General features: G+C 31.5%; 38 protein-coding genes. All 38 read left to right on the plus strand.

Features of this window, described 5'->3' with window-relative positions; translation table 11 throughout:
• Nucleotides 1-5 precede the first annotated feature (5 nt).
• The 38 genes from C7380_RS09010 (at nt 6) to C7380_RS09195 (ending at nt 24,018) form a co-directional block, all read left to right on the plus strand.
• Nucleotides 6-1,973: an ATP-dependent helicase gene (locus C7380_RS09010; RefSeq protein WP_109605176.1), complete on the plus strand. Its 1,968-nt coding sequence runs from the start codon at nt 6-8 to the stop codon at nt 1,971-1,973.
• Between the two features lie 153 nt (nt 1,974-2,126).
• Complete coding sequence (gene rpsL, locus C7380_RS09015; protein ID WP_109605177.1) at nt 2,127-2,501, plus strand: 30S ribosomal protein S12; 375 nt, start codon at nt 2,127-2,129, stop codon at nt 2,499-2,501.
• A 17-nt stretch (nt 2,502-2,518) separates the two neighbouring features.
• The gene (gene rpsG, locus C7380_RS09020) at nt 2,519-2,986 is read left to right on the plus strand and encodes a 30S ribosomal protein S7 (RefSeq protein WP_109605178.1); all 468 of its coding nucleotides are present in this window, start codon (nt 2,519-2,521) and stop codon (nt 2,984-2,986) included.
• Between the two features lie 18 nt (nt 2,987-3,004).
• A complete protein-coding gene (gene fusA / locus C7380_RS09025) occupies nt 3,005-5,092 on the plus strand; it encodes an elongation factor G (protein WP_109605179.1) in 2,088 nt (695 codons plus the stop codon).
• An 85-nt stretch (nt 5,093-5,177) separates the two neighbouring features.
• Nucleotides 5,178-6,377 carry an elongation factor Tu gene (gene tuf, locus C7380_RS09030; protein WP_109605180.1) on the plus strand — a complete coding sequence of 400 codons (1,200 nt, stop codon included), beginning with the start codon at nt 5,178-5,180 and terminating at the stop codon, nt 6,375-6,377.
• A gap of 106 nt (nt 6,378-6,483) precedes the next feature.
• The gene (rpsJ, locus tag C7380_RS09035) at nt 6,484-6,792 is read left to right on the plus strand and encodes a 30S ribosomal protein S10 (protein ID WP_109605181.1); all 309 of its coding nucleotides are present in this window, start codon (nt 6,484-6,486) and stop codon (nt 6,790-6,792) included.
• Between the two features lie 33 nt (nt 6,793-6,825).
• A complete protein-coding gene (gene rplC / locus C7380_RS09040; protein ID WP_109605182.1) occupies nt 6,826-7,455 on the plus strand; it encodes a 50S ribosomal protein L3 in 630 nt (209 codons plus the stop codon).
• Between the two features lie 37 nt (nt 7,456-7,492).
• Entirely contained in the window at nt 7,493-8,155 is a 663-nt protein-coding gene (gene rplD / locus C7380_RS09045) for a 50S ribosomal protein L4 (RefSeq protein ID WP_109605183.1), read from the plus strand.
• Complete coding sequence (locus C7380_RS09050; RefSeq protein ID WP_371682086.1) at nt 8,152-8,454, plus strand: 50S ribosomal protein L23; 303 nt, start codon at nt 8,152-8,154, stop codon at nt 8,452-8,454. Before rplD ends, C7380_RS09050 begins: the two co-directional genes overlap by 4 nt.
• A gap of 15 nt (nt 8,455-8,469) precedes the next feature.
• Entirely contained in the window at nt 8,470-9,297 is an 828-nt protein-coding gene (rplB, locus tag C7380_RS09055; protein ID WP_109605184.1) for a 50S ribosomal protein L2, read from the plus strand.
• A gap of 18 nt (nt 9,298-9,315) precedes the next feature.
• On the plus strand, nt 9,316-9,600 hold the full coding sequence (rpsS, locus tag C7380_RS09060) for a 30S ribosomal protein S19 (RefSeq protein WP_109605185.1): 285 nt from the start codon (nt 9,316-9,318) through the stop codon (nt 9,598-9,600).
• A 14-nt stretch (nt 9,601-9,614) separates the two neighbouring features.
• Complete coding sequence (rplV, locus tag C7380_RS09065; protein ID WP_109605186.1) at nt 9,615-10,052, plus strand: 50S ribosomal protein L22; 438 nt, start codon at nt 9,615-9,617, stop codon at nt 10,050-10,052.
• A gap of 17 nt (nt 10,053-10,069) precedes the next feature.
• The gene (gene rpsC / locus C7380_RS09070; protein ID WP_109605187.1) at nt 10,070-10,702 is read left to right on the plus strand and encodes a 30S ribosomal protein S3; all 633 of its coding nucleotides are present in this window, start codon (nt 10,070-10,072) and stop codon (nt 10,700-10,702) included.
• 21 nt (nt 10,703-10,723) lie between these two features.
• Nucleotides 10,724-11,152 carry a 50S ribosomal protein L16 gene (rplP, locus tag C7380_RS09075; RefSeq protein WP_109605188.1) on the plus strand — a complete coding sequence of 143 codons (429 nt, stop codon included), beginning with the start codon at nt 10,724-10,726 and terminating at the stop codon, nt 11,150-11,152.
• Nucleotides 11,152-11,352 carry a 50S ribosomal protein L29 gene (rpmC, locus tag C7380_RS09080; protein ID WP_109605189.1) on the plus strand — a complete coding sequence of 67 codons (201 nt, stop codon included), beginning with the start codon at nt 11,152-11,154 and terminating at the stop codon, nt 11,350-11,352. Before rplP ends, rpmC begins: the two co-directional genes overlap by 1 nt.
• Nucleotides 11,353-11,358: 6 nt before the next feature.
• Nucleotides 11,359-11,661, plus strand: coding sequence for a 30S ribosomal protein S17 (gene rpsQ / locus C7380_RS09085; RefSeq protein WP_109605190.1), 303 nt, complete (start codon nt 11,359-11,361; stop codon nt 11,659-11,661).
• Entirely contained in the window at nt 11,661-12,029 is a 369-nt protein-coding gene (rplN, locus tag C7380_RS09090) for a 50S ribosomal protein L14 (protein WP_109605191.1), read from the plus strand. Before rpsQ ends, rplN begins: the two co-directional genes overlap by 1 nt.
• A gap of 13 nt (nt 12,030-12,042) precedes the next feature.
• Entirely contained in the window at nt 12,043-12,354 is a 312-nt protein-coding gene (gene rplX / locus C7380_RS09095; RefSeq protein ID WP_109605192.1) for a 50S ribosomal protein L24, read from the plus strand.
• A gap of 24 nt (nt 12,355-12,378) precedes the next feature.
• A complete protein-coding gene (rplE, locus tag C7380_RS09100; protein WP_109605193.1) occupies nt 12,379-12,930 on the plus strand; it encodes a 50S ribosomal protein L5 in 552 nt (183 codons plus the stop codon).
• 17 nt (nt 12,931-12,947) lie between these two features.
• Nucleotides 12,948-13,133, plus strand: a complete 186-nt coding sequence (locus tag C7380_RS09105) for a type Z 30S ribosomal protein S14 (RefSeq protein ID WP_109605194.1) — start codon at nt 12,948-12,950, stop codon at nt 13,131-13,133.
• A gap of 14 nt (nt 13,134-13,147) precedes the next feature.
• Nucleotides 13,148-13,552: a 30S ribosomal protein S8 gene (rpsH, locus tag C7380_RS09110; RefSeq protein ID WP_109605195.1), complete on the plus strand. Its 405-nt coding sequence runs from the start codon at nt 13,148-13,150 to the stop codon at nt 13,550-13,552.
• Nucleotides 13,553-13,567: 15 nt separating this feature from the next.
• Nucleotides 13,568-14,122, plus strand: coding sequence for a 50S ribosomal protein L6 (gene rplF, locus C7380_RS09115; protein WP_109605196.1), 555 nt, complete (start codon nt 13,568-13,570; stop codon nt 14,120-14,122).
• A gap of 23 nt (nt 14,123-14,145) precedes the next feature.
• Nucleotides 14,146-14,514 carry a 50S ribosomal protein L18 gene (gene rplR, locus C7380_RS09120; protein ID WP_109605197.1) on the plus strand — a complete coding sequence of 123 codons (369 nt, stop codon included), beginning with the start codon at nt 14,146-14,148 and terminating at the stop codon, nt 14,512-14,514.
• A 17-nt stretch (nt 14,515-14,531) separates the two neighbouring features.
• Nucleotides 14,532-15,062, plus strand: coding sequence for a 30S ribosomal protein S5 (gene rpsE, locus C7380_RS09125; RefSeq protein WP_109605198.1), 531 nt, complete (start codon nt 14,532-14,534; stop codon nt 15,060-15,062).
• A 3-nt stretch (nt 15,063-15,065) separates the two neighbouring features.
• Nucleotides 15,066-15,248, plus strand: coding sequence for a 50S ribosomal protein L30 (rpmD, locus tag C7380_RS09130; protein ID WP_109605199.1), 183 nt, complete (start codon nt 15,066-15,068; stop codon nt 15,246-15,248).
• A gap of 17 nt (nt 15,249-15,265) precedes the next feature.
• The gene (gene rplO / locus C7380_RS09135; protein WP_109605200.1) at nt 15,266-15,718 is read left to right on the plus strand and encodes a 50S ribosomal protein L15; all 453 of its coding nucleotides are present in this window, start codon (nt 15,266-15,268) and stop codon (nt 15,716-15,718) included.
• 2 nt (nt 15,719-15,720) lie between these two features.
• On the plus strand, nt 15,721-16,998 hold the full coding sequence (gene secY, locus C7380_RS09140) for a preprotein translocase subunit SecY (RefSeq protein ID WP_109605201.1): 1,278 nt from the start codon (nt 15,721-15,723) through the stop codon (nt 16,996-16,998).
• 6 nt (nt 16,999-17,004) lie between these two features.
• Nucleotides 17,005-17,667 carry an adenylate kinase gene (locus C7380_RS09145; RefSeq protein WP_109605202.1) on the plus strand — a complete coding sequence of 221 codons (663 nt, stop codon included), beginning with the start codon at nt 17,005-17,007 and terminating at the stop codon, nt 17,665-17,667.
• Nucleotides 17,645-18,412 (plus strand): type I methionyl aminopeptidase, encoded by a 768-nt coding sequence (gene map / locus C7380_RS09150; RefSeq protein WP_109605203.1) that lies wholly within the window; start codon nt 17,645-17,647, stop codon nt 18,410-18,412. The genes C7380_RS09145 and map overlap by 23 nt, the downstream gene beginning before the upstream one ends.
• An 18-nt stretch (nt 18,413-18,430) precedes the next feature.
• The gene (gene infA / locus C7380_RS09155; RefSeq protein ID WP_109605204.1) at nt 18,431-18,682 is read left to right on the plus strand and encodes a translation initiation factor IF-1; all 252 of its coding nucleotides are present in this window, start codon (nt 18,431-18,433) and stop codon (nt 18,680-18,682) included.
• A 12-nt stretch (nt 18,683-18,694) separates the two neighbouring features.
• Nucleotides 18,695-18,811 (plus strand): 50S ribosomal protein L36, encoded by a 117-nt coding sequence (gene rpmJ, locus C7380_RS09160; RefSeq protein WP_109605205.1) that lies wholly within the window; start codon nt 18,695-18,697, stop codon nt 18,809-18,811.
• A gap of 14 nt (nt 18,812-18,825) precedes the next feature.
• A complete protein-coding gene (rpsM, locus tag C7380_RS09165) occupies nt 18,826-19,191 on the plus strand; it encodes a 30S ribosomal protein S13 (RefSeq protein ID WP_109605206.1) in 366 nt (121 codons plus the stop codon).
• A 19-nt stretch (nt 19,192-19,210) separates the two neighbouring features.
• A complete protein-coding gene (rpsK, locus tag C7380_RS09170) occupies nt 19,211-19,594 on the plus strand; it encodes a 30S ribosomal protein S11 (protein ID WP_109605207.1) in 384 nt (127 codons plus the stop codon).
• A 25-nt stretch (nt 19,595-19,619) separates the two neighbouring features.
• Entirely contained in the window at nt 19,620-20,249 is a 630-nt protein-coding gene (gene rpsD / locus C7380_RS09175; protein WP_109605208.1) for a 30S ribosomal protein S4, read from the plus strand.
• Nucleotides 20,250-20,349: 100 nt separating this feature from the next.
• Nucleotides 20,350-21,402, plus strand: a complete 1,053-nt coding sequence (locus C7380_RS09180) for a DNA-directed RNA polymerase subunit alpha (RefSeq protein ID WP_109605209.1) — start codon at nt 20,350-20,352, stop codon at nt 21,400-21,402.
• Nucleotides 21,402-21,791 (plus strand): 50S ribosomal protein L17, encoded by a 390-nt coding sequence (rplQ, locus tag C7380_RS09185; protein ID WP_109605210.1) that lies wholly within the window; start codon nt 21,402-21,404, stop codon nt 21,789-21,791. Before C7380_RS09180 ends, rplQ begins: the two co-directional genes overlap by 1 nt.
• 191 nt (nt 21,792-21,982) lie before the next feature.
• A complete protein-coding gene (rho, locus tag C7380_RS09190) occupies nt 21,983-23,239 on the plus strand; it encodes a transcription termination factor Rho (protein WP_109605214.1) in 1,257 nt (418 codons plus the stop codon).
• A gap of 44 nt (nt 23,240-23,283) precedes the next feature.
• On the plus strand, nt 23,284-24,018 hold the full coding sequence (locus C7380_RS09195; protein ID WP_109605211.1) for an alpha/beta fold hydrolase: 735 nt from the start codon (nt 23,284-23,286) through the stop codon (nt 24,016-24,018).
• Nucleotides 24,019-24,270 lie beyond the last annotated feature (252 nt).

Raw genomic sequence — 24,270 nt, forward strand, 5'->3', positions numbered from 1 at the left:
TTTTTATGTTAGAAAACGAAGGAGTTTTTGAAATTCAGCCAAAAATTCCTGCATTTTTCAAAGAAGAATTAGATGAAGAACAATATGAATCAGTTATCAAATCAAATGGAAAATCATTGATTATTGCAGGTCCTGGGTCAGGAAAAACAAGAGTTATAACTTATAAAATAGCTTATTTAATTTATAATGATATAAAACCAGAAAATATACTTCTTTTAACTTTTACAAGAGCTGCTGCAAAACAAATGATAGAAAGAGTAAAAAATGTTACTAATATGGAATTAAATGGTATGATGGCGGGAACTTTTCATCATTTTTGTAATTATATCTTAAGAGTATATGCATCCAAAATTGGTTTTAACAATAATTTTACAATACTTGATAGTGAAGATTCAAAAGATCTAATGAAAATTGCAAGAAATGAATACTGTGAAAAATTAGGCGATTATGCAAAAAAAATACCTAAAGAAAATGTAATATTGAAAATAATAAGTTATTCTTCTAACACATTAAAATCTTTAAGAGAATCTATATTAGAGATATCTTCTTTTTTAATAGAATATGAAAATGATATTGAACAAATATGGATAAAATATCAAGAATTAAAAAAAGAAATAAATGCTATGGACTATGATGATCTATTGATAAATACAGCTATGCTTTTAAAATCTGATAAAGAACTTTTAAAATATATATCTAAAAGATATAGATATGTCCTTGTAGATGAATTTCAAGATACTAATAAAATACAACTTGAAATAGTAGAAGCGCTTTCTGATTATCATAAAAATTTAATAGCTGTTGGAGATGATTCGCAAAGTATATATTCTTTTAGAGGTGCAAGATTTGAAAATATAAAAGATTTTATGGATGAAAAAAATGTAAAACTTTTTAAAATTCAGACAAATTATAGATCTACGCCTGAAATAGTAAATCTTATAAATGATATGATTCCAACATCATCTGTAAAAAAACATTTAAATGCTAAAAGGAAACCTTATTTAAAACCTACCATAATAGAAACTTTTGATGATCTTGAACAATCAGAAGCCGTTATAAAGATAATAGATGAAAAAATAGAAGAGGGAATAGAATATAATGATATAGCTATACTTTATAGATCACATGCTCTATCTATGTCATTACAACAAAAATTAGATTCGAAGTTAATCCCATATAAATTATTATCAGGGAAACGCTTTATAGAAACAAGACATATTAAAGATATTTTATCTTTTTTAAAAATACTTTATAATCCTTATGATAAGATTTCTTGGATAAGAGTGATGAAACTTTTTCCTGGAATAGGTACAAAAACGGCAGTTAGAAATTATGAAAGTATAATTTCTAATCTTTCAGAAGGAATAAATATTTTAGATATATTTGATAAACTTTCAAATAAAAAAACAAAAGATATATACGAATTACTTACAAAAATATATAAAAAAAGAGATGATAAACCTCAAAATTTAATAAACGAAATATATGAAAATTTTTATAAAGAATATTCAAATTTAAATTATAAAAATTCAAGATCCAGAAATATGGATATAGAAAGGTTTTCTGAAATTTCAAGTAAATATGAAAATACTGGAAAATTTCTTGAAGATATGACTTTAAGTGAAAATATAGAAGTTAGACCTTCAGATAAAAATGATAAAAAAGATGAAATAACTTTAACAACAGTTCATGGCTCAAAAGGACTTGAATGGAAAGTAGTAATAATAATTTCGGCAAATCCAGGAGATTTTCCAAATGGTATGGCAATAAAAGAAAAAAATTTAGATGAAGAAGAAAGATTGTTTTATGTTGCGATAACGAGGGCAAAAGATGAATTATATATATTAAAACAAACAACGGGTTCAACTAACCCATATTTAAGAAATTCTTTTGTATTTATAAAAAGTGAAAATGATTTCATAAAAAAGATTTCAGAAGATAAAGTTAATAAAATGAGAGTTGGATATTTATAAAAATAAACACCTGAAGCGTGGAAAACGCTTCAGGCGTATTTAGGCTAATTAAAATATAATGTTAACTCAACTTAATTGAAAAGTAAAATTATATAATGTAAAATATAACGTGGTATTTTATAAAAAAGATAAGGAAGGAGGGCAATAATAAATATGCCAACGATTAATCAATTGATTCGTTTTGGAAGAAAAACATCAAAAAGTAAAACAAAATCTCCTGCTTTAAAGGGAAACCCACAAAAAAGAGGAGTATGTGTTAGGGTATCAACAATGACACCAAAAAAACCTAACTCAGCTTTAAGAAAGATTGCAAGGGTTAGACTATCAAACGGAATAGAAGTAACAGCTTATATCCCAGGTGAGGGTCATAATCTACAAGAACATTCAAACGTTCTATTAAGAGGTGGAAGAGCAAAAGATTTACCTGGTGTTAGATATAGAATAATAAGAGGAACACTCGATGCTTCTGGAGTAGAAGGAAGAAATCAGTCCAGATCAAAATATGGAACAAAGAGACCTAAGAAATAATAAGGAGGGTTGAATAGATGAGAAGAAGAAGAGCGGAGAAAAGAGCAATAGCTCCAGATCCAGTTTATAATGATATTTTAGTTTCAAAACTTGTAAATAGAATAATGGTAGATGGAAAAAAATCAAAAGCTCAAAAAATAGTTTATGAATCATTAGAAAGATTAGCAGAAAAAACTGGAGAGAAACCAGTTGATGCATTCCATAAAGCTTTAGGAAATGTTAGACCTGTAGTAGAAGTAAGATCAAGAAGAATAGGTGGGGCTACTTATCAGGTTCCATTCGAAGTACCAGAAAGAAAAGCAATATCATTAGCGTTAAGATGGATAGTTACAGCTGCAAGAAGCAAACAAGGAAAACCTATGGTAGATAGATTATCACAAGAACTTTTGGATGCTTTCAATGAAACAGGAATTGCAGTTAAGAAAAGAGACGATACTCATAAAATGGCAGAAGCAAACAAGGCGTTTGCTCACTATCGCTGGTAATAATAGGAGGGAGTTGTTTTGAAAGAGAGAGTTTACCCCCTTGATAAAACAAGAAATATAGGGATAATTGCACATATAGATGCTGGTAAAACTACAACCACAGAAAGAATTTTATTCTATACTGGGACAAAGCATAAATTAGGTTCTACAGATGATGGAACTGCTGAAATGGATTGGATGGAACAAGAAAAAGAAAGAGGAATAACAATCACATCAGCAGCTACAACTGCTTTTTGGAAAGATAATAGAATAAATATAATTGATACACCAGGTCACGTTGATTTTACAGTAGAAGTTGAAAGATCATTGAGAGTTCTTGATGGAGCTGTTGCTGTATTTGATGCACAGGTTGGTGTAGAACCGCAATCAGAAACAGTTTGGAGACAAGCGGATAAATATCAAGTACCAAGAGTTGCTTTCATGAATAAAATGGATAAAATTGGAGCAAACTTTTTTAATGCTGTTCAGACAATGATAGATAAACTTGGTGCAAATCCAGTAGCTATGGAAGTACCTATTGGAGCTGAAGCAGATTTCGAAGGAATAATAGATTTAGTTACAATGACAGCATATAAATGGTTAGACGAAGAAGGAAAAAATTTTGAAAAAATAGATATACCAGAAGATTTAGTTTCTGTATGCGAAGAAAAAAGAGAAGATTTAATTGCAGCAGCAGCTGAATTTGATGAAGAGTTGATGGAACTTTATATAGGTGGAGAAGAAGTACCATTAGATAAATTAAAATCTGCTATAAGAAAAGGAACAATTTCAAATCAATTAGTTCCAGTATTTTGTGGAAGTGCATTCAAGAATAAAGGTGTACAACCTGTATTGGATGCAATAGTAGATTATTTACCTTCTCCAGAAGATATGCCTCCAATAAAAGCTTTTGATGAGGATACGGGAGAATTTATAAAAGAAGTATATCCTACAAAAAATGAAGATTTCCTTGCATTAGCATTTAAAATAATGGTAGATCCATTTGTTGGAAAACTTACATTTGCAAGAGTATATTCTGGAAAACTCGATAAAGGATCATATGTAATGAATACAACAAAAAGTAAAAAAGAAAGAGTATCAAGATTGGTATTCATGCATTCAGATAAAAGAGAAGAAGTAGATTCTGTAAGAGCAGGAGATATCGTTGCAATAGTAGGGTTAAAAGATACAACAACTGGAGATACATTAGCATCTGAAAATTCCGGATTAATTCTTGAAAAAGTTGAATTTCCAGAACCTGTTATTTTCCTTTCTATTGAGCCAGAGACAAAAAATGATGAACAAAAATTATCAAAAGCTTTATCAGGTTTAATAGAAGAAGATCCAAGCTTGAAAGCATACGTTGATCATGAAACGGGAGAAACTATACTTGCAGGAATGGGAGAACTTCATTTAGAAGTAATCGTAGATAGAATAAAAAGAGAATATAATGTAGATGTAAAAGTAGGTAGCCCACAGGTTGCTTATAGAGAAACGATAAAAGAAAGAAAAGAAGTAGAAACAAAATATGTAAGACAGTCAGGTGGTAAAGGTCAATATGGTCATGTAAAGATAATAGTAGAACCATTACCTTTAAATTCAGAAAAAACATTTATATTTGAAAACAAAGTTGTTGGTGGAGTTATACCAAAAGAATACATACCGGCTGTAGAAAATGGAATAAAAGAAGCTTTAAATAATGGAGTTCTTGCTGGATATCCAATGGTTAATGTTAAAGCTACATTATTTGATGGATCTTATCATGAAGTTGACTCTTCAGAAATGGCATTCAAAATAGCAGGATCTATGGCTTTAAAAGAAGCAACTAAAAAAGCAAAACCTGTATTACTTGAACCTGTCATGAAAGTTGATGTTACAACTCCAGAAGAATATATGGGAGATATAATAGCTGACTTAAATTCAAGAAGAGGTAGAATAGATGGATTTGATAATGTTGGTAACTCAAATACAAGAGTAATTCATGCATTCGTACCATTATCAGAATTATTTGGTTATGCAACAGCTATGAGATCATTATCACAAGGTAGAGCTACCAATTCTATACAATTTGATCACTATGCAGAAGTTCCAAACAGCGTTGCTGAAAAATTAATAAATAAAGAGTAATAAAACGCTTGAACAATAAAAAAAAATAATGTATAATTGCAAATGATTATAAAAATCATTTAAAAAACGAGGAGGGGAACCCGTAATGGCAAAAGAAAAGTTTATTAGAGACAAAGTCCATATGAATATAGGAACAATTGGACATATTGACCATGGTAAAACCACATTAACAGCAGCTATAACAAAGGCAATGTCACTCAAAGGTGGAGCTGATTTCACTCCGTTTGACATGATCGATAAGGCTCCAGAAGAAAGAGCAAGAGGTATCACTATAAGTGTTACTCACGTTGAATATCAGACAGCAAAGAGACATTATGCTCATATAGACTGTCCAGGCCATGCTGACTATATTAAAAATATGATAACTGGTGCGGCACAGATGGACGGAGGAATACTTGTTGTTGCAGCAACAGATGGTGTTATGCCACAGACAAGAGAACACGTTCTTCTTGCAAGACAGGTTAATGTTCCTGCGCTTGTAGTTTTCATAAACAAAGTTGATATGGTTGATGATGAAGAATTAATAGACTTAGTTGAAATGGAAGTAAGAGATTTATTATCATCTTATGAATTCCCAGGAGACGATCTTCCAGTAGTTAGAGGATCAGCACTTAAAGCATTAGAAGAAGATTCAGCTGATGGTGAATGGATGCAACATATCTATGAATTAATGGATGAAGTTGATAATTATTTCCCAGAACCAGAAAGAGCTGCAGATCAACCATTCTTGATGCCTGTTGAAGATATATTCACAATTACTGGTAGAGGAACAGTTGTTACTGGTAGAGTTGAAAGAGGAACAATTCATCCATCAGATGAAATTGAAATAGTTGGAAATTCAGCAGAAACTCATAAAACAGTATGTACAGGTGTTGAAATGTTCAGAAAAGAATTAGACGAAGGTACAGCTGGAGATAATGTTGGATGTCTTTTAAGAGGTATAGGAAAAGACGATGTTAAAAGAGGACAAGTATTGGCAAAACCAGGTTCAGTTACTCCACACAAAAAATTTAAAGCACAGGTTTATGTATTGAAGAAAGAAGAAGGCGGAAGACATACACCATTCACAAAAGGATACAGACCACAGTTCTATATCAGAACCGCTGATGTTACAGGAACATTAGAAGAATTTGATGGCGGAGCAGAAATGGTAATGCCTGGTGACAACATCACAATGACAATAGAATTAATCTTCCCAGTAGCTCTTGAAGCAGGTATGAGATTTGCTATAAGAGAAGGCGGAAGAACAGTTGGTGCTGGTGCTGTTACAGAAATAATAGAGTAATAAAACAATTTTGAAATAAAAAAAAGATAAAATATTTAAGGAAAAAATTACAGGGGGGCACTAAGCTCCCCTTATTATTCGAAATGAAGGAGGCGAAATAGCTCACATGGGTAAAAAATTCATAAAAATAAGGTTAAAGGCTTATGATCACAGATTATTGGATGAATCAGCTAAGAAGATTATAGAAGCTGTAAAAGAAGCTGATGCAAAAGTATCTGGACCTATACCTTTACCCGTTGAAAGAAGTGTTTATTCAGTGATCAGATCACCACATAAATATTCTTATTCAATGGAACAATTTGAAAAGAAAGTACATAAAAGAGTTATTTATATCTATGATGCATCACCTGAAACAGTAACCAATTTATTAAAGGTTAACATACCAGCAGGAGTTGCAGTAGATATAAAAGCTTAAAATTTAATATATCGGGCTCTGGAGGTGTAAATAATGAAAGGTTTATTAGGAAAAAAAGTAGGTATGACAAGAGTTTACAAAGATGGAAAGGCCATCCCGGTAACTGTTATAAAAGCTGGACCTTGCTATGTAGTTCAGAAAAAAACAGTTGAAGTAGATGGTTATAATGCAATACAGATAGGTTTTGAAGAAATTCCTGAGAGAAAAAACACGAAACCATTGAATGGTCATTTCAAAAAGGCCGGAGTAAAAGATATGAGATTCTTAAAAGAATTCAGAATGGAAAATGTAGATGAATATGAAATCGGACAAGAATTAAATGTTTCTATATTTGAAGAAGGTCAAAAAATTGATTTAATAGGAACATCAAAAGGTAAAGGTTACTCTGGACATATGAAAAGATGGAATTTCTCTGGTGGAGAAGTATCTCACGGTTCAAAATTTCATAGAGCATTAGGTTCAACTGGTAATGCATCTTATCCAGCTAAAGTGTTTAAAGGCAAAAAAATGGCAGGACAGTATGGAAATAAGAAGAATACAGTATTGAATTCAGAAGTTGTGCACATAGACCCAGAAAATAATCTAATAGCAGTCAAAGGTGGAGTCCCAGGATCGAAGGGCGGATTCGTTATTGTAAGGAATACAATAAAAGTTAAGAAATAATAAACGCCCGAAAACGTTATAAGGAGGTTAGATTTGTATGGCACAGGTAGAAATACTTGATATCAAAGGCCAAAAAGTTGGCGAATTAGAATTAAAAGATAGTATTTTCGCTATAGAACCAAATCACGATGTTATGTATAGATACCTCGATATGCAGCTCACAAATAAAAGATCAGGAAACGCATCTACAAAAACAAGAGCTGAAGTTAGAGGTGGAGGAAGAAAGCCTTGGGCACAAAAACATACAGGTAGAGCAAGAACAGGTTCTATTAGATCACCATTGTTCAGAAAAGGTGGAGTTATTTTTGGACCAAGACCAAGAGATTTCAAAAAATCTTTAAACAAAAAAATGAAAAGATTAGCTTTGAGATCAGCTTTAAGTGTGAGAGTTTCAGAAGGAAATTTAATCATATTAGATGATGTAAAATTTGAAGCTCCAAGAACAAAAGAAATGAAAGTTGTATTGAAGAATTTAAACTTAGAAACAAATAAAGTATTATTTGTTTTACCATTCAAAAATGAAAATAACGAAAATGTTAAATTAGCTGGAAGAAACATACCTAAAGTTAAAGTTATAATTGCAGATAATCCAAATCAAGGAAAAGTAAATATAGATGGTTTGAACATTTTCGATTTAATAAACAATGAAAAAGTTGTAATGACAAAAGATATGATAGCTAAAATTGAGGAGGTGCTTTGATGATGGAAAAAACAAAAGCATATGACATAATAATCAAACCAGTCCTCACAGAAAAAACATATACAATGATGCAAGAAGGTAAGTATACATTTAAAGTTGCACCTGATTCAACAAAACCTGAAATAAAAGAAGCTATTGAAATATTATTCAATGTCAAAGTTGAAAAAGTAACTGTTATGAATGTTAAAGCTAAACCAAAGAGACTTGGTAAAAGTGAAGGTTACAGAAGCGGTTGGAAAAAAGCAATAGTTAAGCTATCTGAAGGTTATGTTATAAAAGAACTTCAGGGCAATTTGTAATGAGAGGTGAGAAGAATGGGTCTTAAAAAATTTAAACCAACTACACCATCAAGAAGATTTATGGTAATAACTGATTTCTCTGAAGTAACAACAAATAAACCAGAAAAATCTTTAATAGCACCTTTAAAAAGAGGCACAGGTAGAAACAGTTATGGAAGAATAACCATGAGACATCGTGGTGGTGGACATAAAAGAAAGTATAGAATCATAGATTTTAAAAGAAATAAATTTGATATACCTGCAAAGGTAGTTTCGATAGAATATGATCCAAATAGAACAGCAAGAATAGCTTTATTAGTATATGCTGATGGTGAAAAAAGATATATATTAGCTCCAAAAGGAATAAAAGTTGGAGATCAAATAATGAATGGTGCAAATGCAGAAATAAAAGCAGGAAATGCTATGCCATTAGAAAATATACCATTAGGTACATTAGTTCATAATATCGAATTTGAACCAGGAAGAGGCGGAAAAATAGCAAAATCAGCTGGAACTTATGCTCAGTTGATGGCTAAAGAGGGAAAATATGCTTTATTAAAGATGCCTTCTGGAGAATTGAGAAGAGTTAGAATTACATGTATAGCTACTATAGGAATGGTTGGAAATGAAGAACATTCTAATGAAGTAGATGGTAAAGCTGGTAGAAAGAGATGGAAAGGTTGGAGACCAAAAGTAAGAGGTATGGTTATGAACCCTGTAGATCATCCAATGGGTGGTGGAGAAGGAGCAAGTAAAGGCCATTTACCACAATCACCATGGGGTACACCAGCAAAAGGTTATAAAACAAGAAGAGGCGCAAGAAAAAGTGATAAATTCATTGTAAGAAGAAGAAAAGGAAAGTAATAAGGGGGTGCAAGCGAAGTGAGTAGATCATTAAAAAAAGGACCATATGTACATGAAAGCCTTATAAAAAAGATAAGAATAATGAATGAAAAAGGCGAAAAAAAAGTAATAAAAACATGGTCAAGAGCATCAATGATAATACCAGAAATGGTAGGACATACAATAGCTGTTCATAATGGTATGAAACATATACCAGTATATATATCAGAACAGATGATAGGACATAGATTAGGAGAGTTCGCTGCAACAAGAAGATTTGGTGGACATGTTGATAAGAAAGCTGCAAAAGGAAAGATGAAATAAGGAGGGTGTTTTAGATGGCTTCTAATTATTCAAGAGTTAAAGACGGTAAGAGATTAAAAAGATCCGTTTATCATAAATTAAGAAAAGAAGAAGAAGCTTCTAAACCAAGAGTTGAAGCAAGAGCTACCGCTAAATACTTAAGAATGTCACCAAGTAAAGGAAGATCAGTGGCAAATGGTATTAGAGGAAAAAGTGTATCAGAAGCATTGCAAATACTTATGTTCAGCCCTAAAAAAGCTGCAAGATTGACATATAAAGTATTGATGTCAGCTGTAGCTAATGCTGAAAATAATTTTGGTTTAAAAGCAGAAAATTTATATGTATCAGAAGTAATGATTAATGAAGGTCCAAGAATGAAAAGACTATGGGCAAGAGCAAGAGGAAGAGCTGACATATTGCAAAAAAGAATGTGTCATATAACAGTTGCTGTAAAGGATAGAACAGCTGAATAAAAAGAGAGGTGAATTTCGTGGGTTCAAAAGTACATCCATATGGTTTTAGAGTTGGAGTTTCAAAACCTTGGAAGTCTGTATGGTTTAATGAAAAAAATTACGAAGAATACCTTCATGAAGATAAATTAATTAGAGATCATATTGCTAAAGTATATGAAAGAGCTGGAGTTGCTGATGTTATAATAGAAAGACCAAGCGATTCTTTAGTAAAAGTAGATATACATGCTTCAAGAGTTGGTATGATAATAGGAAAAAAAGGTTCAGAAATAAAAGCTTTAAGAGATATATTAAAAAATATGATAAATAATAGAGCAGTTAAAGTTTATGTTCATGAAGTAAAATCTCCTTATACAAATGCACAATTAGTTGGAGAAGATATTTCAGGACAATTACAAAGAAGAGTTTCACATAAAGTTGCTTTAAAAAGAACAATTGGAAATGCAATGAGAAGAGGCGCAAAAGGAATAAAGGTAATGGTATCAGGAAGACTTGGCGGAGCTGACATTGCAAGAACAGAATGGTACATGGAAGGTAGATTACCTTTACAAACATTGAGATCCGATATAGATTATGCATCAGTAAAATCAGAAACAAAGTACGGAACTATCGGAATCAAAGTATGGATTTACAAAGGTGACGTACAGCTTTGAGCCAAAGGAGGTAAATAAACAATGTTAATGCCTAAAAGAGTTAAATATAGAAAAGTTCAAAGAGGCGGTAGATTAAAAGGTATGACCAAAGGTGGAGCAACTGTTCACTTTGGAGATTGGGGTTTAAAAGCCCTCGAAGGTTCATGGATAACAGCTCAACAAATTGAAGCATGTAGACTTGCTATGGTTAGAACATTAAAAAGAAGTGGTAAGATCTGGATAAAGGTTTTCCCTGATAAATCAATAACTTCAAAAGGTATTGGTACAAGACAGGGTAAAGGTAAAGGTGACGTAGAAGGTTGGGTAGCAGTGGTAAAACCAGGGAAGGTACTTTTTGAAATAGGTGGTGTTGATGAAGCCCTAGCTAAAAAAGCCTTACACTATGCTGCTACAAAGCTCCCAGTGAGAACCAAGATAGTTCCTAGATATCAAATAGGGGGTGAAAAATAATGAAGGCATCAGAATTTAAAAACCTTACAGATCAGGAATTAACTCTAAAATTTGAAGAAACAAAAAAGAAATTATTTGAGCTCAGATTTCAGTTAGAAATGGGTCAGTTAAAAAATACAGCTACTATAAAACAGGTAAAAAAAGATATAGCTAGAATAAAGACCATACTTAGAGAAAGGGAACTGGGCATAAGGAGGTAAGAAGGAATGCCAAAAAGAAAAATAATTGGAAAAGTCGTTAGTGATAAAATGGATAAAACCATAGTTGTTAAAGTAGACGACCTTGTAAAACATCCAGTTTACAAAAAAACAATAAAGAGATCAAAAAAATACCATGCTCATGATGAAGCTAATGAAGCATCAATTGGAGATATAGTTGAAATAGAAGAATGCAGACCAATATCAAAAACTGTAAAATTCAACTTGATCAGAGTGGTAAAAAAAGATATTTTTGCGTCTGAGGAAGAAACACCCGAAACTGTGGAGGAAATTCTTGGGGGTGAAAACTAATGGTTCAAGTAGAATCAAAGTTAAGATCAGCTGATAACTCAGGAGCTAAATCGTTAAAGGTAATAAGAGTGTTAGGTGGTTTTCATAAATCAACTGGAACATTAGGAGAAATAGTTGTTTGTGCGGTTCAAGAAGCTGTTCCTCATACAGATATAAAAAAGGGTCAGATTGTTAAAGCTGTAATAGTTAGAACAAGTAAAGAAGTTGGAAGAAAAGATGGTTCTTACATAAGATTTGATGATAATGCAGCTGTCTTGATAGATAAAAATAATTTGCCATTGGGAACAAGAGTTTTTGGACCTGTTGCTAGGGAAATAAGAGATAAAGGGTTTACAAAGATAGCATCACTGGCAAAAGAAGTTTGGTAAGGTGGTGAATAGAATGAAAATAAAAAAAGATGATACAGTAATTGTAATTTCAGGAAAAGATAAAGGGAAAAAGGGAAAAGTTTTAAGAGCTATTCCTAAGTCACATAAAGTAGTTATTGATAATATAAATATTGTAAAGAAGCATCAAAGACCAACTCAACAAATGAAAGAAGGCGGAATAATCGAGCAACCATCTCCATTACATTCCTCAAAAGTAATGTTGGTATGTTCTAGCTGCGGAAATCCAACTAGAGTTGGTTATAAAGTACTAGAAGACGGAAAAAAGGTTCGTTACTGTAAAAAATGTAACGAAATCATTGATTAAGTGTAATGAGGAGGAATAATAAAAATGGCTGATTACATTCCACTTAAAGAGAGATACGCTGAAAAAGTTGTACCTGCTCTTCAAAAAGAATTTAATTATAAGAATATTAATCAAGTGCCGAAAATAGAAAAAATCGTCGTAAATATGGGAATAGGCGAAGGTTCAAGAAATAAAGGCGTTGTAGATAAACATGCTCAAGAATTAACAGAAATTGCTGGACAGAAAGCAATTATAATAAAAGCTAAGAAAAGTGTTGCGAACTTCAAATTAAGAGAAGGAATGCCTATAGGTGCCAAGGTTACTTTAAGAGGAAAAAATATGTATAATTTTCTCTATAAATTAATAAATATAGTATTACCAAAATTAAGAGATTTTAGAGGACTATCTAACAATTCTTTTGATGGAAGAGGAAACTATACATTTGGATTGAATGAACAATTAATTTTTCCTGAAATGAGACCTGACAGTGTAAATAGAGTTCAAGGTATGGATATAACTATAGTTACATCAGCACATACAGATGAGGAATCAAAAGAACTCTTAGCAAACCTAGGTTTCCCATTCAAAAGAGATTGATTGGAGGGATAAATTAAATGGCTAAAAAAGCAATGGTGGAAAAATGGAAAAGAGAACAAAAATATAAAACAAGAGAATATTCAAGATGTAAGGTATGCGGTAGACCAAGAAGTGTTATAAGAGAATTTGAATTATGTAGAATATGTTTCAGAAAAATGGCTTCAGAAGGAAAACTTCCTGGAGTAAAAAAGGCTAGCTGGTAAGGAGGGAAACGTTAATGTGGAGTGATCCCGTAGCAGATTTGCTTACAAGAATAAGAAACGCTAACTCTGTATTAAAAGAAAGTGTAGAAATTCCTGCTTCAAACTTAAAAAAATCTATTCTTGATATATTAAAAAAAGAAGGGTACATAAACGATTATAAGTTCATAGAAGATGGAAAACAGGGTGTTCTAAAAGTAAGCTTAAAATATAAAGGTGATAGAAGAAATAAAGAAAAAGTAATAGATGGTATAATAAGAGTGTCTAAAGCTGGAAGAAGAGTATACGTTAAATCAGAAGAAATTCCTAAGGTTAAAGGTGGAATGGGTATTGCCATAATTTCCACTTCCAAGGGTGTTCTCACCGACAAAGAAGCAAGAGAACTAAATGTTGGTGGAGAAGTAGTATGTTATGTTTGGTAAGGAGGTGCATTGCTAATGTCAAGAATCGCAGATAAACCTACAGTGATACCACAAGGCGTTGAAATAAACGTAGAAGCAAACAAAGTTACTGTTAAAGGTAAAAAAGGCGAATTAAATTTAGAATTTAGATCGGAAGTTACTATAGATATAAACGAAAATGAATTAATGGTTGGTCTAAAAGAAGAAACATTAAAAAGAGCTTCAGATAAAAAAAGACTAACAGCATTAAGAGGAACATATACAGCATTAATAAGAAATATGATAACGGGAGTAACAGAAGGATTTTCAAAAGAATTAGAAATAGTTGGAATTGGATATAGAGCAGCAAAGCAGGGAAAACAATTAGTTTTAAACCTTGGTTATTCACATCCAATAGAATACGATGCACCAGAAGGAATAGAAATAGATGTACCAGCACCTAATAAAATCATAATAAAAGGTTCAGATAAATATATGGTTGGAGAAGTTGCTGCAATTATAAGAAAAATGAGAAAACCAAATGCTTATTCCGGAAAAGGTGTAAAGTATATTGATGAAGTAATAATCAAAAAAGAAGGTAAAAAAGTTTAATGTATAAGGAGGGCTGATCATTAATGATAAAGAAAGCTGATAAAAAGGCTCTTAGAAGAAAAAGACACTTAAGAATTAGAAGGAAATTAAGTGGAACAACTGAAAAACCAAGAATGGTCGTAAACAGAAGTGAAAAACATTTATATGTTCAAATCATAGATGATACAAAAGGTGAAACCTTAGCAGCTGCTTCAACAATGGACAAGGCATTAAAAGGAAAACTTGAAAAGACTTGGAATGTTGAAGCTGCAAAAGAAGTAGGTAAATTGATTGCTCAAAGAGCAACAGAAAAAGGAATAAAAAATGTAGCGTTCGACAGAGCCGGTTATAAATATCACGGAAGAGTAAAAGCCCTTGCAGATGCAGCCCGTGAATCTGGGCTCAAGTTTTAGGGAGGTGCAATAAAGTAATGGCTAAGAAGAACTTTAAGGCAACTGAAGTGGCTCAAGAATTTGAAGAAAAAATAATAGAAATAAGAAGAGTTACCAAAGTTACAACTGGAGGAAAAACAATATCTTTCAGAGCTGTTTCTGTAGTTGGTAATAAAAAAGGAAAAGTTGGAGTAGGACTTGGTAACGCTAGAGAAGTTCCACAAGCAATAAAGAAATCAATAGAAAATGCTAAGAAAAATATGATTGAAGTACCTGTATCAAACGGTACAATTCCATATGATATAAAAGGAAGACAGGATTCTTCAAAAATATTATTAATGCCTGCAGGACCAGGTACAGGTATAATAGCATCAGCACCAGTTCGTGCAGTTGTTGAATTAGCAGGAGTACAAAATATTCTTACTAAATCATTAGGTTCTACAACTATTTTAAACCTTGCACAGGCAACAATGAATGGACTAAAAGGATTAAAATCACCTGAAAAAGTTGCACAACTCAGAGATATCTCTGTGAAACAAGTATTCCAAGGCGCTCACAGGGAGGGATAAGAGATGGCAGAAATAAAAATAAAATTAGTAAGAGGAAGAGCAGGAAAAAATAAGAGACAATTAGCAACGTTAGATGCATTAGGTCTCACAAAAAAAGATAGAGAAGTGGTAAAACCAGATAATCCACAAATACGTGGAATGATAAATAAAGTTCAACACCTCGTAGTTACCGAGGAAATAGCGTAAGTGAGGGGGTAAGAGTTATGGCGCTAAAAATAGAAAATCTTAAACCCACACAAGGTTCAAGATTTAAAAGCAAAAGATTAGGTAGAGGTAAAGGTACCGGTCTTGGTAAAACAGCTGGTAAAGGTCATAAAGGTGCTAAATCAAGAAGCGGATACTCAGTAAGAATAGGCTTTGAAGGCGGACAGACCCCACTTTACAGAAGATCACCTAAATTCGGATTCACAAATGCACCATTTAAAACAATATATTCAATAGTTAATTTAAAAACATTAGAAGAAAGATTTGAAAATAATGAAGAAATAACTGTAGAAAAACTTTTAGAAAAAGGAATAATACACAAAGTAAATGACGGAGTTAAGGTACTCGGAGAGGGAGACTTAACAAAAACCTTTGTCGTTAAAGCAAACGCTTTTTCTAAGTCCGCAGTTAGTAAAATTGAAGCGGCTGGCGGTAAGGCAGAGGTGATCTGATAATGGCTAATGCATTCAGGAATATATTTAAGATCCCGGAACTCCGGGATCGCGTCATTTTTACACTTTTGGCTTTAATAGCTTTCAGAGTTGGGTCATTCATACCTATACCTGGAATAAATGTTGATGCTTGGCAAGCAGCATTAAGCACAACACAAAATGGCGCAGCAGGGGGATTTGTAAACTTTTTTGATGTATTTTCTGGAGGAGCTTTAAAAAACTTCTCTATATTTGTATTAACAGTTACTCCATATATAAATGCTTCCATTATATTGCAGTTATTATCTTCTGTAATTCCAAGTTTAAAAGAAATGCTGAAAGAAGGAGAATCAGGAAGAAAGAAATTTGCTTCTTATACAAGACAGTTAACCATGGTTTTAGCTTTATTACAAGGATTAATGCTTTCATTAGCCGCTGTTAACTATAGAGCACAAGCATTGAATGGCTTTTTATTTGTAGTATTGGCTACAATTTCCATAGTTGCTGGAACAATGTTCTTATTATGGCTTGGAGAAATGATGACTGAAAAAGGTATTGGAAATGGTATTTCACTGTTAATTTTTGCAGGTATTGTATCAAGATATCCAGCATATGCTGCACAAGCATTGGTTGGATTAACACCTATAGAATGGATTTTACTCTTAGTTATAGCTGTAACAATAGTAATAACAGTAGTTGCAGTACAAACATCTGAAAGAAGAATAAATGTACAATATGCAAAAAGAGTAGTAGGTAATAAAATCTATGGTGGATCATCAACATACATTCCGGTAAAGGTTAATGGCGGGGGAGTTATTCCTGTAATATTTGCATCAGCTATTATGACATTACCAGACATGATTTCAAGATTTACAAAAAATACTGTAGACGATAGGTTATTTGGAATGGGTTCTCCATTGTACTTAACATTATTCGGAGTACTTGTATTTTTCTTTACATATTTCTATAGTTCAGTAGTTATGGATCCAAACGATGTAGCAAATAATATAAAAAATTATGGTGGATTTATTCCTGGAATAAGACCAGGAAAACCAACCACGAAATACATAAGAAATGTAATGAACAGAGTTACATTTATAGGAGCTCTATTTCTTGTAGTTATTTCATTATTGCCATATTTAATAAGAAGTACTGCAGGAGTTGAAATTTGGATAGGTGGAACTTCTACACTTATTGCGGTTGGTGTTGCATTAGACATAGTACAACAAATGGAACAACATATGATTGCAAGACAGTATGAAGGATTTATGAAAAAGGGAAAGCTCCGTGGGAGGAGATGAACTTAAATGAAACTCATATTTTTCGGACCACCTGGTGCAGGAAAAGGCACTCAAGCAAAAAGAGTATCCAAAGAATTTGATATACCGCATATTTCTACAGGTGATCTGTTGAGAGAAGCTGTAAAAGATGAGACAGAACTTGGGAAAAAGGTAAAAGAAATCCTTGAAAAGGGAAATCTTGTATCAGATGAAATCGTAAATGAACTCGTTGAAGAAAAAGTAAAAAAAATAGACAAATTTATTTTGGATGGTTATCCAAGAACTATACCTCAGGCAGAATTTTTAGATGAAGTATTAAAAAGTATAGATAAAGAACTTGACGGAATTGTTTTTATAGATGTTGAAGAAGAAGAAATAGTTGAAAGAATAACTAGTAGAAGAGTATGTCCTAAATGTGGTCGAGTTTATAACACTATAACTTTAAAACCAGAGGTATCAGGAATTTGTGATGATGATGGAACAAAATTAATACAAAGAGATGATGACAAGGAAACGGTTGTTAGAGATAGATTCCAAGTTTATCTAAAAAGCACTTCTCCTTTAATTGAATATTATAAGAAAAATAACAAAATTTTTACAGTAGACGGCTCTCAAGACATCGAAGACGTTACAAAAGAGTTGTTTAATATACTAAGGGGAGTTAGTGATGATAATAATAAAAACAGATAAAGAAATAGAAAAAATGAGACGGGCTGGACAAAGGCTTGCCCGTCTTCTTGATGAACTTTTGCCGAAAATAGTAAAAGAAGGTACTTCAGCAGAAGAAATAGAACTTTATGTTCTAAAATATGTAGATGAAGTTGGCGGAATACCTACATTCAAGGGATATGCTGAATATCCTTACGCCACAAATATATCTGTTAATGAAGAAGTAGTTCATGGATTTCCATTAAAAGAAAAAATTTTTAAATATGGAGATCTTGTATCTGTAGATTGTGGGATAACACTCGACGGATATGTTGCTGATAGTGCAAGAACTTACATAGTAGGAGAAGTAAATGAAGAAGAAAGAAAGCTTGTTGAAGCTACAAAAGAATCATTGTTAATAGGAGCAAAACAAGCGATAATAGGAAATAGAATAGGTGATATAGGACATGCCGTTCAAGAATATATTGAGGGACAAGGTTTTTCTGTTATAAGAGACTTTGTTGGACATGGTGTTGGTAGAAAACTCCATGAAGATCCTCAAGTTCCAAATTATGGAAAAATAGGTAAAGGTCCTAAAATAAGAAAAAATATGACATTAGCAATTGAACCAATGGTTGCTATGGGTGACTGGCAAGTTAAGATATTGGATGATGGTTGGACAACGATAACCAGAGATGGGAGTAAAGCAGCTCATTTTGAGTATACAGTTGCTGTAACTGAAAATGGTCCAGAAGTGTTGACAAGCCTGGAATACAATTCCCTATAAGAAGAAGGGGGGATAATATTGGCTAAGAAAAAAGATGTAATTACTATGCAGGGAAAAATTTTAGAAGCTCTTCCAAACGCAAACTTCAGAGTTGAATTAGAAAATGGACATGAAGTTTTATCGCATATATCTGGAAGAATGAGAAAAAATTTCATAAGATTACTACCTGGAGATAACGTAACAGTAGAAGTATCAATATACGATTTAAATAGAGGAAGAATAGTAAGAAGAGAAAAAATTAAGAGAACTGATCTGAACGAAGAGAACTAAGGAGGAATCAGTATGAAAGTTAGAGCGTCTGTTAGAAAGAGATGCGAAAATTGTAAAGTAGTAAGAAGAAAAGGAAGAGTTTGGGTAGTATGTTCAAAAAATCCAAAACATAATCAAAGACAAGGATAAGGAGGTATTAGTTAATGGCACGTATTCTTGGTGTTGAAATACCAAATAACAAAAAACTTTTTATTGCATTAACATATATTTATGGCATTGGAGATAAAACAGCTATGGATATATTACAAGCAACAGGTATAGATGCAGAAAAGAAAACAAAAGATTTAACAGATGATGAAATATCAAAATTATCTCATTTCATAAATGAAAATTATAAAGTTGAAGGTGATTTGAGACAAGAAGTAAATAAAAATATAAAAAGATTAATAGAAATAGGTTCTTATAGAGGTAAAAGACATAAAGGAAAACTACCTGTAAGAGGACAAAAAACACATGCAAATGCAAGAACAAGAAAAGGATCAAGATTAACAAAGATAAGAAAAAGATAAAAAGGGAGGTTAGAACTTAATGGCTAAAAAAGGAGCAAAGCAAAAAAGAAAAAAACTAACAGTCGATAAAGGCGTAGTTCATATAAATTCAACATTTAATAATACAATTATAACATTAACAGATTTAAGCGGAAATTCAATTTTATGGTCAAGTGGTGGAAATGCTGGATTTAAAGGAACAAAAAAAGGAACTCCATATGCATCACAGCTTGCAGCAGATAAAGTTGCAAAAGAAGCAATGAAATTAGGAGTTAAAAGAGTTGATGTTACAGTAAAAGGACCAGGATCAGGAAGAGAATCAGCTATAAGATCTTTACAAGCAGCTGGTCTTACAGTAGAAGGAATAAGAGATGTAACTCCTATACCACATAATGGTTGTAGACCAAAGAAGAAAAGATTTTAATTAGACTTGAAGGAGGTATTGTTTAATGGCAAGATATAGAGGGCCTCTTGATAAATTATCAAGACGTGAAGGTTTCAATTTATACTTAAAAGGCGAAAGAAGTTATACAGAAAAAACAGCTATTGCAAAAAGAAACTATGCTCCAGGACAACATGGAAAAAATAACAAAAAAATGACACAGTACGGAATACAGTTAAGATCTAAACAGGCATTAAAAAGAATCTATGGAGTATTAGAGAAACAATTTAGAAAATACTTTGAAGAAGCAGATAGAAAAGCTGGAAAAACAGATGAAGCTTTAATGCAAATTTTAGAATCAAGATTAGATACAGTTGTTTTCCAAATGGGATTTGCTGTAAATAGAAGAACAGCAAGACAAATGATTAGACATGGTCATTTTTTAATAAATGGTAAAAGGGTAGATATACCTTCATACAGATTAAGAGCTGGAGATATTGTTGAAATAAAAGAAGGAAGTAGAACAATACAACAGGTAAAAGAAGGTATGGAATTAGCTGAAAAGCTTAATAAATCACCAGTTTGGTTAGATGTAAATAAAGATCAATTTAAAGGAACATTTACAAGACTTCCAAGTCTTGAAGATATGGATGTACCTGTAAATCTACAGGATATTATCGAGCTTTATTCTAAGTAATTATGACGGTGCTTTCAATTTATTTGAGGATCACCTCGCTCCAAAAGTCAGGAAAGGAGGTGTATTTCGATTCAGTAGAAAAATGAATCGAATATAAAATATGGACATATTAATAAAACCTGAGAAATTTGAATTAATAGAACAAAAAGAAGAGCTGAACTATAATTATGCAAGATATGAATTATATCCATTAGAAAAGGGATATGCGATAACTATAGGTAATGCTTTAAGAAGAGTTTTATTATCATCTGTACCCTCTTTGGCTATAACTGGAATGAGAATTCCAGGGCAATTACACGAGTTTGATGTTGCTGAAGGCATAAAAGAAGACTTACTCGAAGTTACTTTAAATCTAAAAAAAGTTCAAATAAAAATAGATGACTTAAAAAATCTATCTAAGATTACAGATACTATTCCTTTAACTATAACTAAAAAAGGACCTGGAGAAATTAAAGCTGGAGATATACAAACACCAGCAGGTATAGAAATAGCCAATCCAGAATTTACAATAGCTCATTTCAATTCTGAAAAGACAATAGAAATAGAGTTATTTGCAGAAGTCGGAAAGGGATTTATACCATCTTCAGAATTAGACCATCCAACAGATGTAGAATATATATTTATAGATGGAGTATTTAGTCCAGTAACTAAAGTTAACTTTTTAACTGAAAATATTCGTGTAGGAAAGAGAACAGACTATGATAAATTAATATTAGATATTTGGACAAAGAAAAATATAACTCCAGAAGAAGCTTTAAAAGAAGCTACAGCAATATTAATGGAACATTTTATATTCATAGCAAAACTTTGGAAAGACACATCAATTGTTGAAGCGCTTGAACCTGTCCAGGATATGGGTGGAGCTGCTGATGAGTCTGATAAAGATGACTCAGAACAAAATATGTTTGGTCTTTCTTCAGAAATAATAGAAACTCCAATAGATAATCTTGATTTAACAAAAAGAGCTAAAAATTGTTTAAAACGTGAAAGAATAAATACTGTTGGAGAACTATTCAAAAAAACACCAGAAGAATTGATGAAAATCAAAAATTTTGGCAGAAAATCACTTGATGAAATAAAAAAAGAATTAGAAGATAAGTTCCAAATCGACTATGAAAAGTTATATGAGGAAGAAAGGAGGAGCTCTAACTAATGAGACATAGAGTAAAGACAAAAAAACTCAATAGATATGCTTCACATAGAAAGGCTTTGATCAAAAATTTAGCAAGAAGTGTATTTGAATCAGGAAGTATAATAACAACAACAACAAAAGCTAAGGTTGCGAGATCAGCTGTAGAAAAAATCTTAACTAAGGCAAAAAAAGCGAACTCCGCTGAAACAAAAGAACAAAAAATGGCTTTAAGTAGAGAAATAAATAAAAATTTCAATGATAGAAAATTAACAGCAAAAATAGTAAATGAAATTGCTCCAAAGTATATGGACAGAAACGGTGGATATACAAGAGTATTAAAGATAGGACAAAGAAGAGGAGACGCTTCTGAAATGTCAATTCTTCAATTATTACCAGTTGAAGAAAAATAAGAAATTAAAGGGGCTTTGAGCCCCTTTTTTTTATTGAATGAAAAAGTGGTAAAATATAAATGATAAATAAATTAGAAAATAATATTTGATAACATAAATAAAAATTTTTCATAAACATCTGGAGGTGCAGATACTTGAATGAAAATAATAAAAATTCTACGAAGGATAATATAAGAGCTGTAGAATTTGATATGGCAAAATTAAATGAAATGAATAGAAAAGATTTATATGATTTTGCTAGAAAATTACAGATTAATAATTATTCAAAAATGACTAAAAATGAATTAATGTTTTCTATTCTTAGGAAACAAACTGAATCAATAGGATATTTTTTCTATGAAGGAGTACTTGAAGTTTTACCTGATGGGTATGGATTTTTAAGAAATGTTGATAATTCCTTATTACAAGGACCTGATGATGTTTATGTATCTCAATCTCAAATAAGAAGATTCAACTTATTTACAGGAGATGTTGTTGCGGGTCAAGTAAGACCTCCAAAAGAGGGAGAAAAATTCTTTGCTTTATTGAGAATAGAAGCGATAAATTATCAAGAACCTGAAAAAGCAAAAGATAGAGTATCATTTGAAAATCTAACACCTGAATATCCCACAAAAAAAATGACTTTAGAATATGAAAAAGGACCTTTAAGTTCAAGAATAGTTGATATGTTCTCTCCTATAGGCTTCGGACAAAGAGGATTAATAGTTTCCCCACCAAAGGCAGGAAAAACTACACTTTTAAAAGATATAGCGAATTCAATAGCAAAAAATCACCCCGAAACAAAAAGATATGTTTTACTTATAGATGAAAGGCCAGAAGAAGTTACCGATATAAAAGATACTGTAAATGCTAATATAATAGCAGCACCATTCGATATGGATCCAAAAAATCAAATTAAAGTTTCAGAAATGACTTTAAATCTTGTTAAAAGACAAGTTGAATTTGGACATGATGTAGTAATATTAATGGATAGCTTAACAAGATTTGCAAGAGCGTATAATTTATATGTTCCTTCAAGTGGAAAACTTCTAAGCGGTGGAGTAGATCCAGCAGCTTTAACTTTCCCAAAAAAATTTTTTGGTGCAGCAAGAAAAATAAGAGAAGGTGGAAGTTTAACAATAATTGCAACAGCACTTGTAGATACAGGATCTAAAATGGATGAAGTAATATTTGAAGAATTTAAAGGAACAGGTAATATGGAACTTATATTATCAAGAGATATTGCTAATGAAAGAATTTTCCCTGCTATAAATATTAAACAATCTGGTACGAGAAAAGAAGAACTATTACTCAATGAAGAAGAAATGAGTAATATTTTCATATTGAGAAAATTAATATCTGATATAGGAAATAAAGATTCCATAGAATTTATAATAAAAAGGTTAAAAGAATATGAAAGTAATAAAAAAATCTTTGAAGCTATAAATGATAAAAAATTTTATGGATAATGTAATATAATATATAATAAGGTTATATATTAGGGGGGATATAAATGGAACTATATACGAGAAAAATGAACTCAAAAATTGATAAAATTGGTAATTTTGTTATTATTCATGGTCTTGGAGAACATTCGGGAAGATATGCAAAACTTATAAGTCTTGTAAATGAAAAAGGTTACGATGTTTATACATTTGATTTACCAGGTCATGGAAATTCTAAAGGAAAAAGAGGAGATATACCAGATTTCTATGAACTTTATAAATTTATAGAAGATTATGTTCCAAATGAATACATATTATTTGGACATTCATTAGGAGGATGTATATCTACAAGATTTACAGAGTATACAGAAAAAAAACCTTTAAAATTAATTTTATCTTCTCCAGCACTTGGAGATGTAAAACAAAAAGAAAACTTAATAAAAATTTTAAGTATATTTCCAAAAATGACTGTAAAAAATGGAATATCACCCGAACTTTTATCTACAAATAAAGAAGCAATAAAAAAATATTTAAATGATCCTTTAGTCCATGATAAAGTGACTATAAGATTTATAAAAAATTTTTTTGTAGAAGCTCAAAAAGCTTTAGAAGAAATAGATCAAATAAAAATTCAAACAAGATTGATATATGGAACAGAAGATTATATAATAAACAAAAAATCTTATGATCTTATAAAAAATGAAAATATTGAAATAATACCTATGAAAAAAGGAAAACATGAACTTTTCGAATGTGAATACAATCAAGATGAGTTTTATAAAAAAATATTAGAAATGTTATAAGATAAAAAGGCATTAAATATATATATATATTTAATGCCTTTTTATAAAATAAAGTTAAATTATAATTAAAATAAAAAAGTGTATTGAATTTATAAATAAAATAATATATAATATAACTATACTTAATTACTTAACTAACTAACTATATATGTAATGGATGAGGTGAAAAAAGATGATAAGCGCTGAAAAACTGACGAAGAAATTTGGAGAATATGTAGCAGTAAATGAAATAAACATAAAAGTAAAAAGCGG

The organism is Oceanotoga teriensis (genome assembly GCF_003148465.1).
GTDB classification, from domain to species: Bacteria; Thermotogota; Thermotogae; order Petrotogales; family Petrotogaceae; genus Oceanotoga; species Oceanotoga teriensis.

Bases quoted from the DNA above. Each gene is read 5' to 3' on its own strand.
- C7380_RS09010 (WP_109605176.1), top strand. From the start codon at position 6: ATGTTAGAAAACGAAGGAGTTTTTGAAATTCAGCCAAAAATTCCTGCA.
- rpsL (WP_109605177.1), top strand. From the start codon at position 2,127: ATGCCAACGATTAATCAATTGATTCGTTTTGGAAGAAAAACATCAAAA.
- rpsG (WP_109605178.1), top strand. From the start codon at position 2,519: ATGAGAAGAAGAAGAGCGGAGAAAAGAGCAATAGCTCCAGATCCAGTT.
- tuf (WP_109605180.1), top strand. From the start codon at position 5,178: ATGGCAAAAGAAAAGTTTATTAGAGACAAAGTCCATATGAATATAGGA.
- rpsJ (WP_109605181.1), top strand. From the start codon at position 6,484: ATGGGTAAAAAATTCATAAAAATAAGGTTAAAGGCTTATGATCACAGA.
- rplC (WP_109605182.1), top strand. From the start codon at position 6,826: ATGAAAGGTTTATTAGGAAAAAAAGTAGGTATGACAAGAGTTTACAAA.
- rplD (WP_109605183.1), top strand. From the start codon at position 7,493: ATGGCACAGGTAGAAATACTTGATATCAAAGGCCAAAAAGTTGGCGAA.
- rplB (WP_109605184.1), top strand. From the start codon at position 8,470: ATGGGTCTTAAAAAATTTAAACCAACTACACCATCAAGAAGATTTATG.
- rplV (WP_109605186.1), top strand. From the start codon at position 9,615: ATGGCTTCTAATTATTCAAGAGTTAAAGACGGTAAGAGATTAAAAAGA.
- rplP (WP_109605188.1), top strand. From the start codon at position 10,724: ATGTTAATGCCTAAAAGAGTTAAATATAGAAAAGTTCAAAGAGGCGGT.
- rpmC (WP_109605189.1), top strand. From the start codon at position 11,152: ATGAAGGCATCAGAATTTAAAAACCTTACAGATCAGGAATTAACTCTA.
- rpsQ (WP_109605190.1), top strand. From the start codon at position 11,359: ATGCCAAAAAGAAAAATAATTGGAAAAGTCGTTAGTGATAAAATGGAT.
- rplN (WP_109605191.1), top strand. From the start codon at position 11,661: ATGGTTCAAGTAGAATCAAAGTTAAGATCAGCTGATAACTCAGGAGCT.
- rplX (WP_109605192.1), top strand. From the start codon at position 12,043: ATGAAAATAAAAAAAGATGATACAGTAATTGTAATTTCAGGAAAAGAT.
- rplE (WP_109605193.1), top strand. From the start codon at position 12,379: ATGGCTGATTACATTCCACTTAAAGAGAGATACGCTGAAAAAGTTGTA.
- C7380_RS09105 (WP_109605194.1), top strand. From the start codon at position 12,948: ATGGCTAAAAAAGCAATGGTGGAAAAATGGAAAAGAGAACAAAAATAT.
- rpsH (WP_109605195.1), top strand. From the start codon at position 13,148: ATGTGGAGTGATCCCGTAGCAGATTTGCTTACAAGAATAAGAAACGCT.
- rplF (WP_109605196.1), top strand. From the start codon at position 13,568: ATGTCAAGAATCGCAGATAAACCTACAGTGATACCACAAGGCGTTGAA.
- rplR (WP_109605197.1), top strand. From the start codon at position 14,146: ATGATAAAGAAAGCTGATAAAAAGGCTCTTAGAAGAAAAAGACACTTA.
- rpsE (WP_109605198.1), top strand. From the start codon at position 14,532: ATGGCTAAGAAGAACTTTAAGGCAACTGAAGTGGCTCAAGAATTTGAA.
- rpmD (WP_109605199.1), top strand. From the start codon at position 15,066: ATGGCAGAAATAAAAATAAAATTAGTAAGAGGAAGAGCAGGAAAAAAT.
- rplO (WP_109605200.1), top strand. From the start codon at position 15,266: ATGGCGCTAAAAATAGAAAATCTTAAACCCACACAAGGTTCAAGATTT.
- secY (WP_109605201.1), top strand. From the start codon at position 15,721: ATGGCTAATGCATTCAGGAATATATTTAAGATCCCGGAACTCCGGGAT.
- C7380_RS09145 (WP_109605202.1), top strand. From the start codon at position 17,005: ATGAAACTCATATTTTTCGGACCACCTGGTGCAGGAAAAGGCACTCAA.
- map (WP_109605203.1), top strand. From the start codon at position 17,645: ATGATAATAATAAAAACAGATAAAGAAATAGAAAAAATGAGACGGGCT.
- rpmJ (WP_109605205.1), top strand. From the start codon at position 18,695: ATGAAAGTTAGAGCGTCTGTTAGAAAGAGATGCGAAAATTGTAAAGTA.
- rpsM (WP_109605206.1), top strand. From the start codon at position 18,826: ATGGCACGTATTCTTGGTGTTGAAATACCAAATAACAAAAAACTTTTT.
- rpsK (WP_109605207.1), top strand. From the start codon at position 19,211: ATGGCTAAAAAAGGAGCAAAGCAAAAAAGAAAAAAACTAACAGTCGAT.
- rpsD (WP_109605208.1), top strand. From the start codon at position 19,620: ATGGCAAGATATAGAGGGCCTCTTGATAAATTATCAAGACGTGAAGGT.
- C7380_RS09180 (WP_109605209.1), top strand. From the start codon at position 20,350: ATGGACATATTAATAAAACCTGAGAAATTTGAATTAATAGAACAAAAA.
- rplQ (WP_109605210.1), top strand. From the start codon at position 21,402: ATGAGACATAGAGTAAAGACAAAAAAACTCAATAGATATGCTTCACAT.
- rho (WP_109605214.1), top strand. From the start codon at position 21,983: ATGGCAAAATTAAATGAAATGAATAGAAAAGATTTATATGATTTTGCT.
- C7380_RS09195 (WP_109605211.1), top strand. From the start codon at position 23,284: ATGGAACTATATACGAGAAAAATGAACTCAAAAATTGATAAAATTGGT.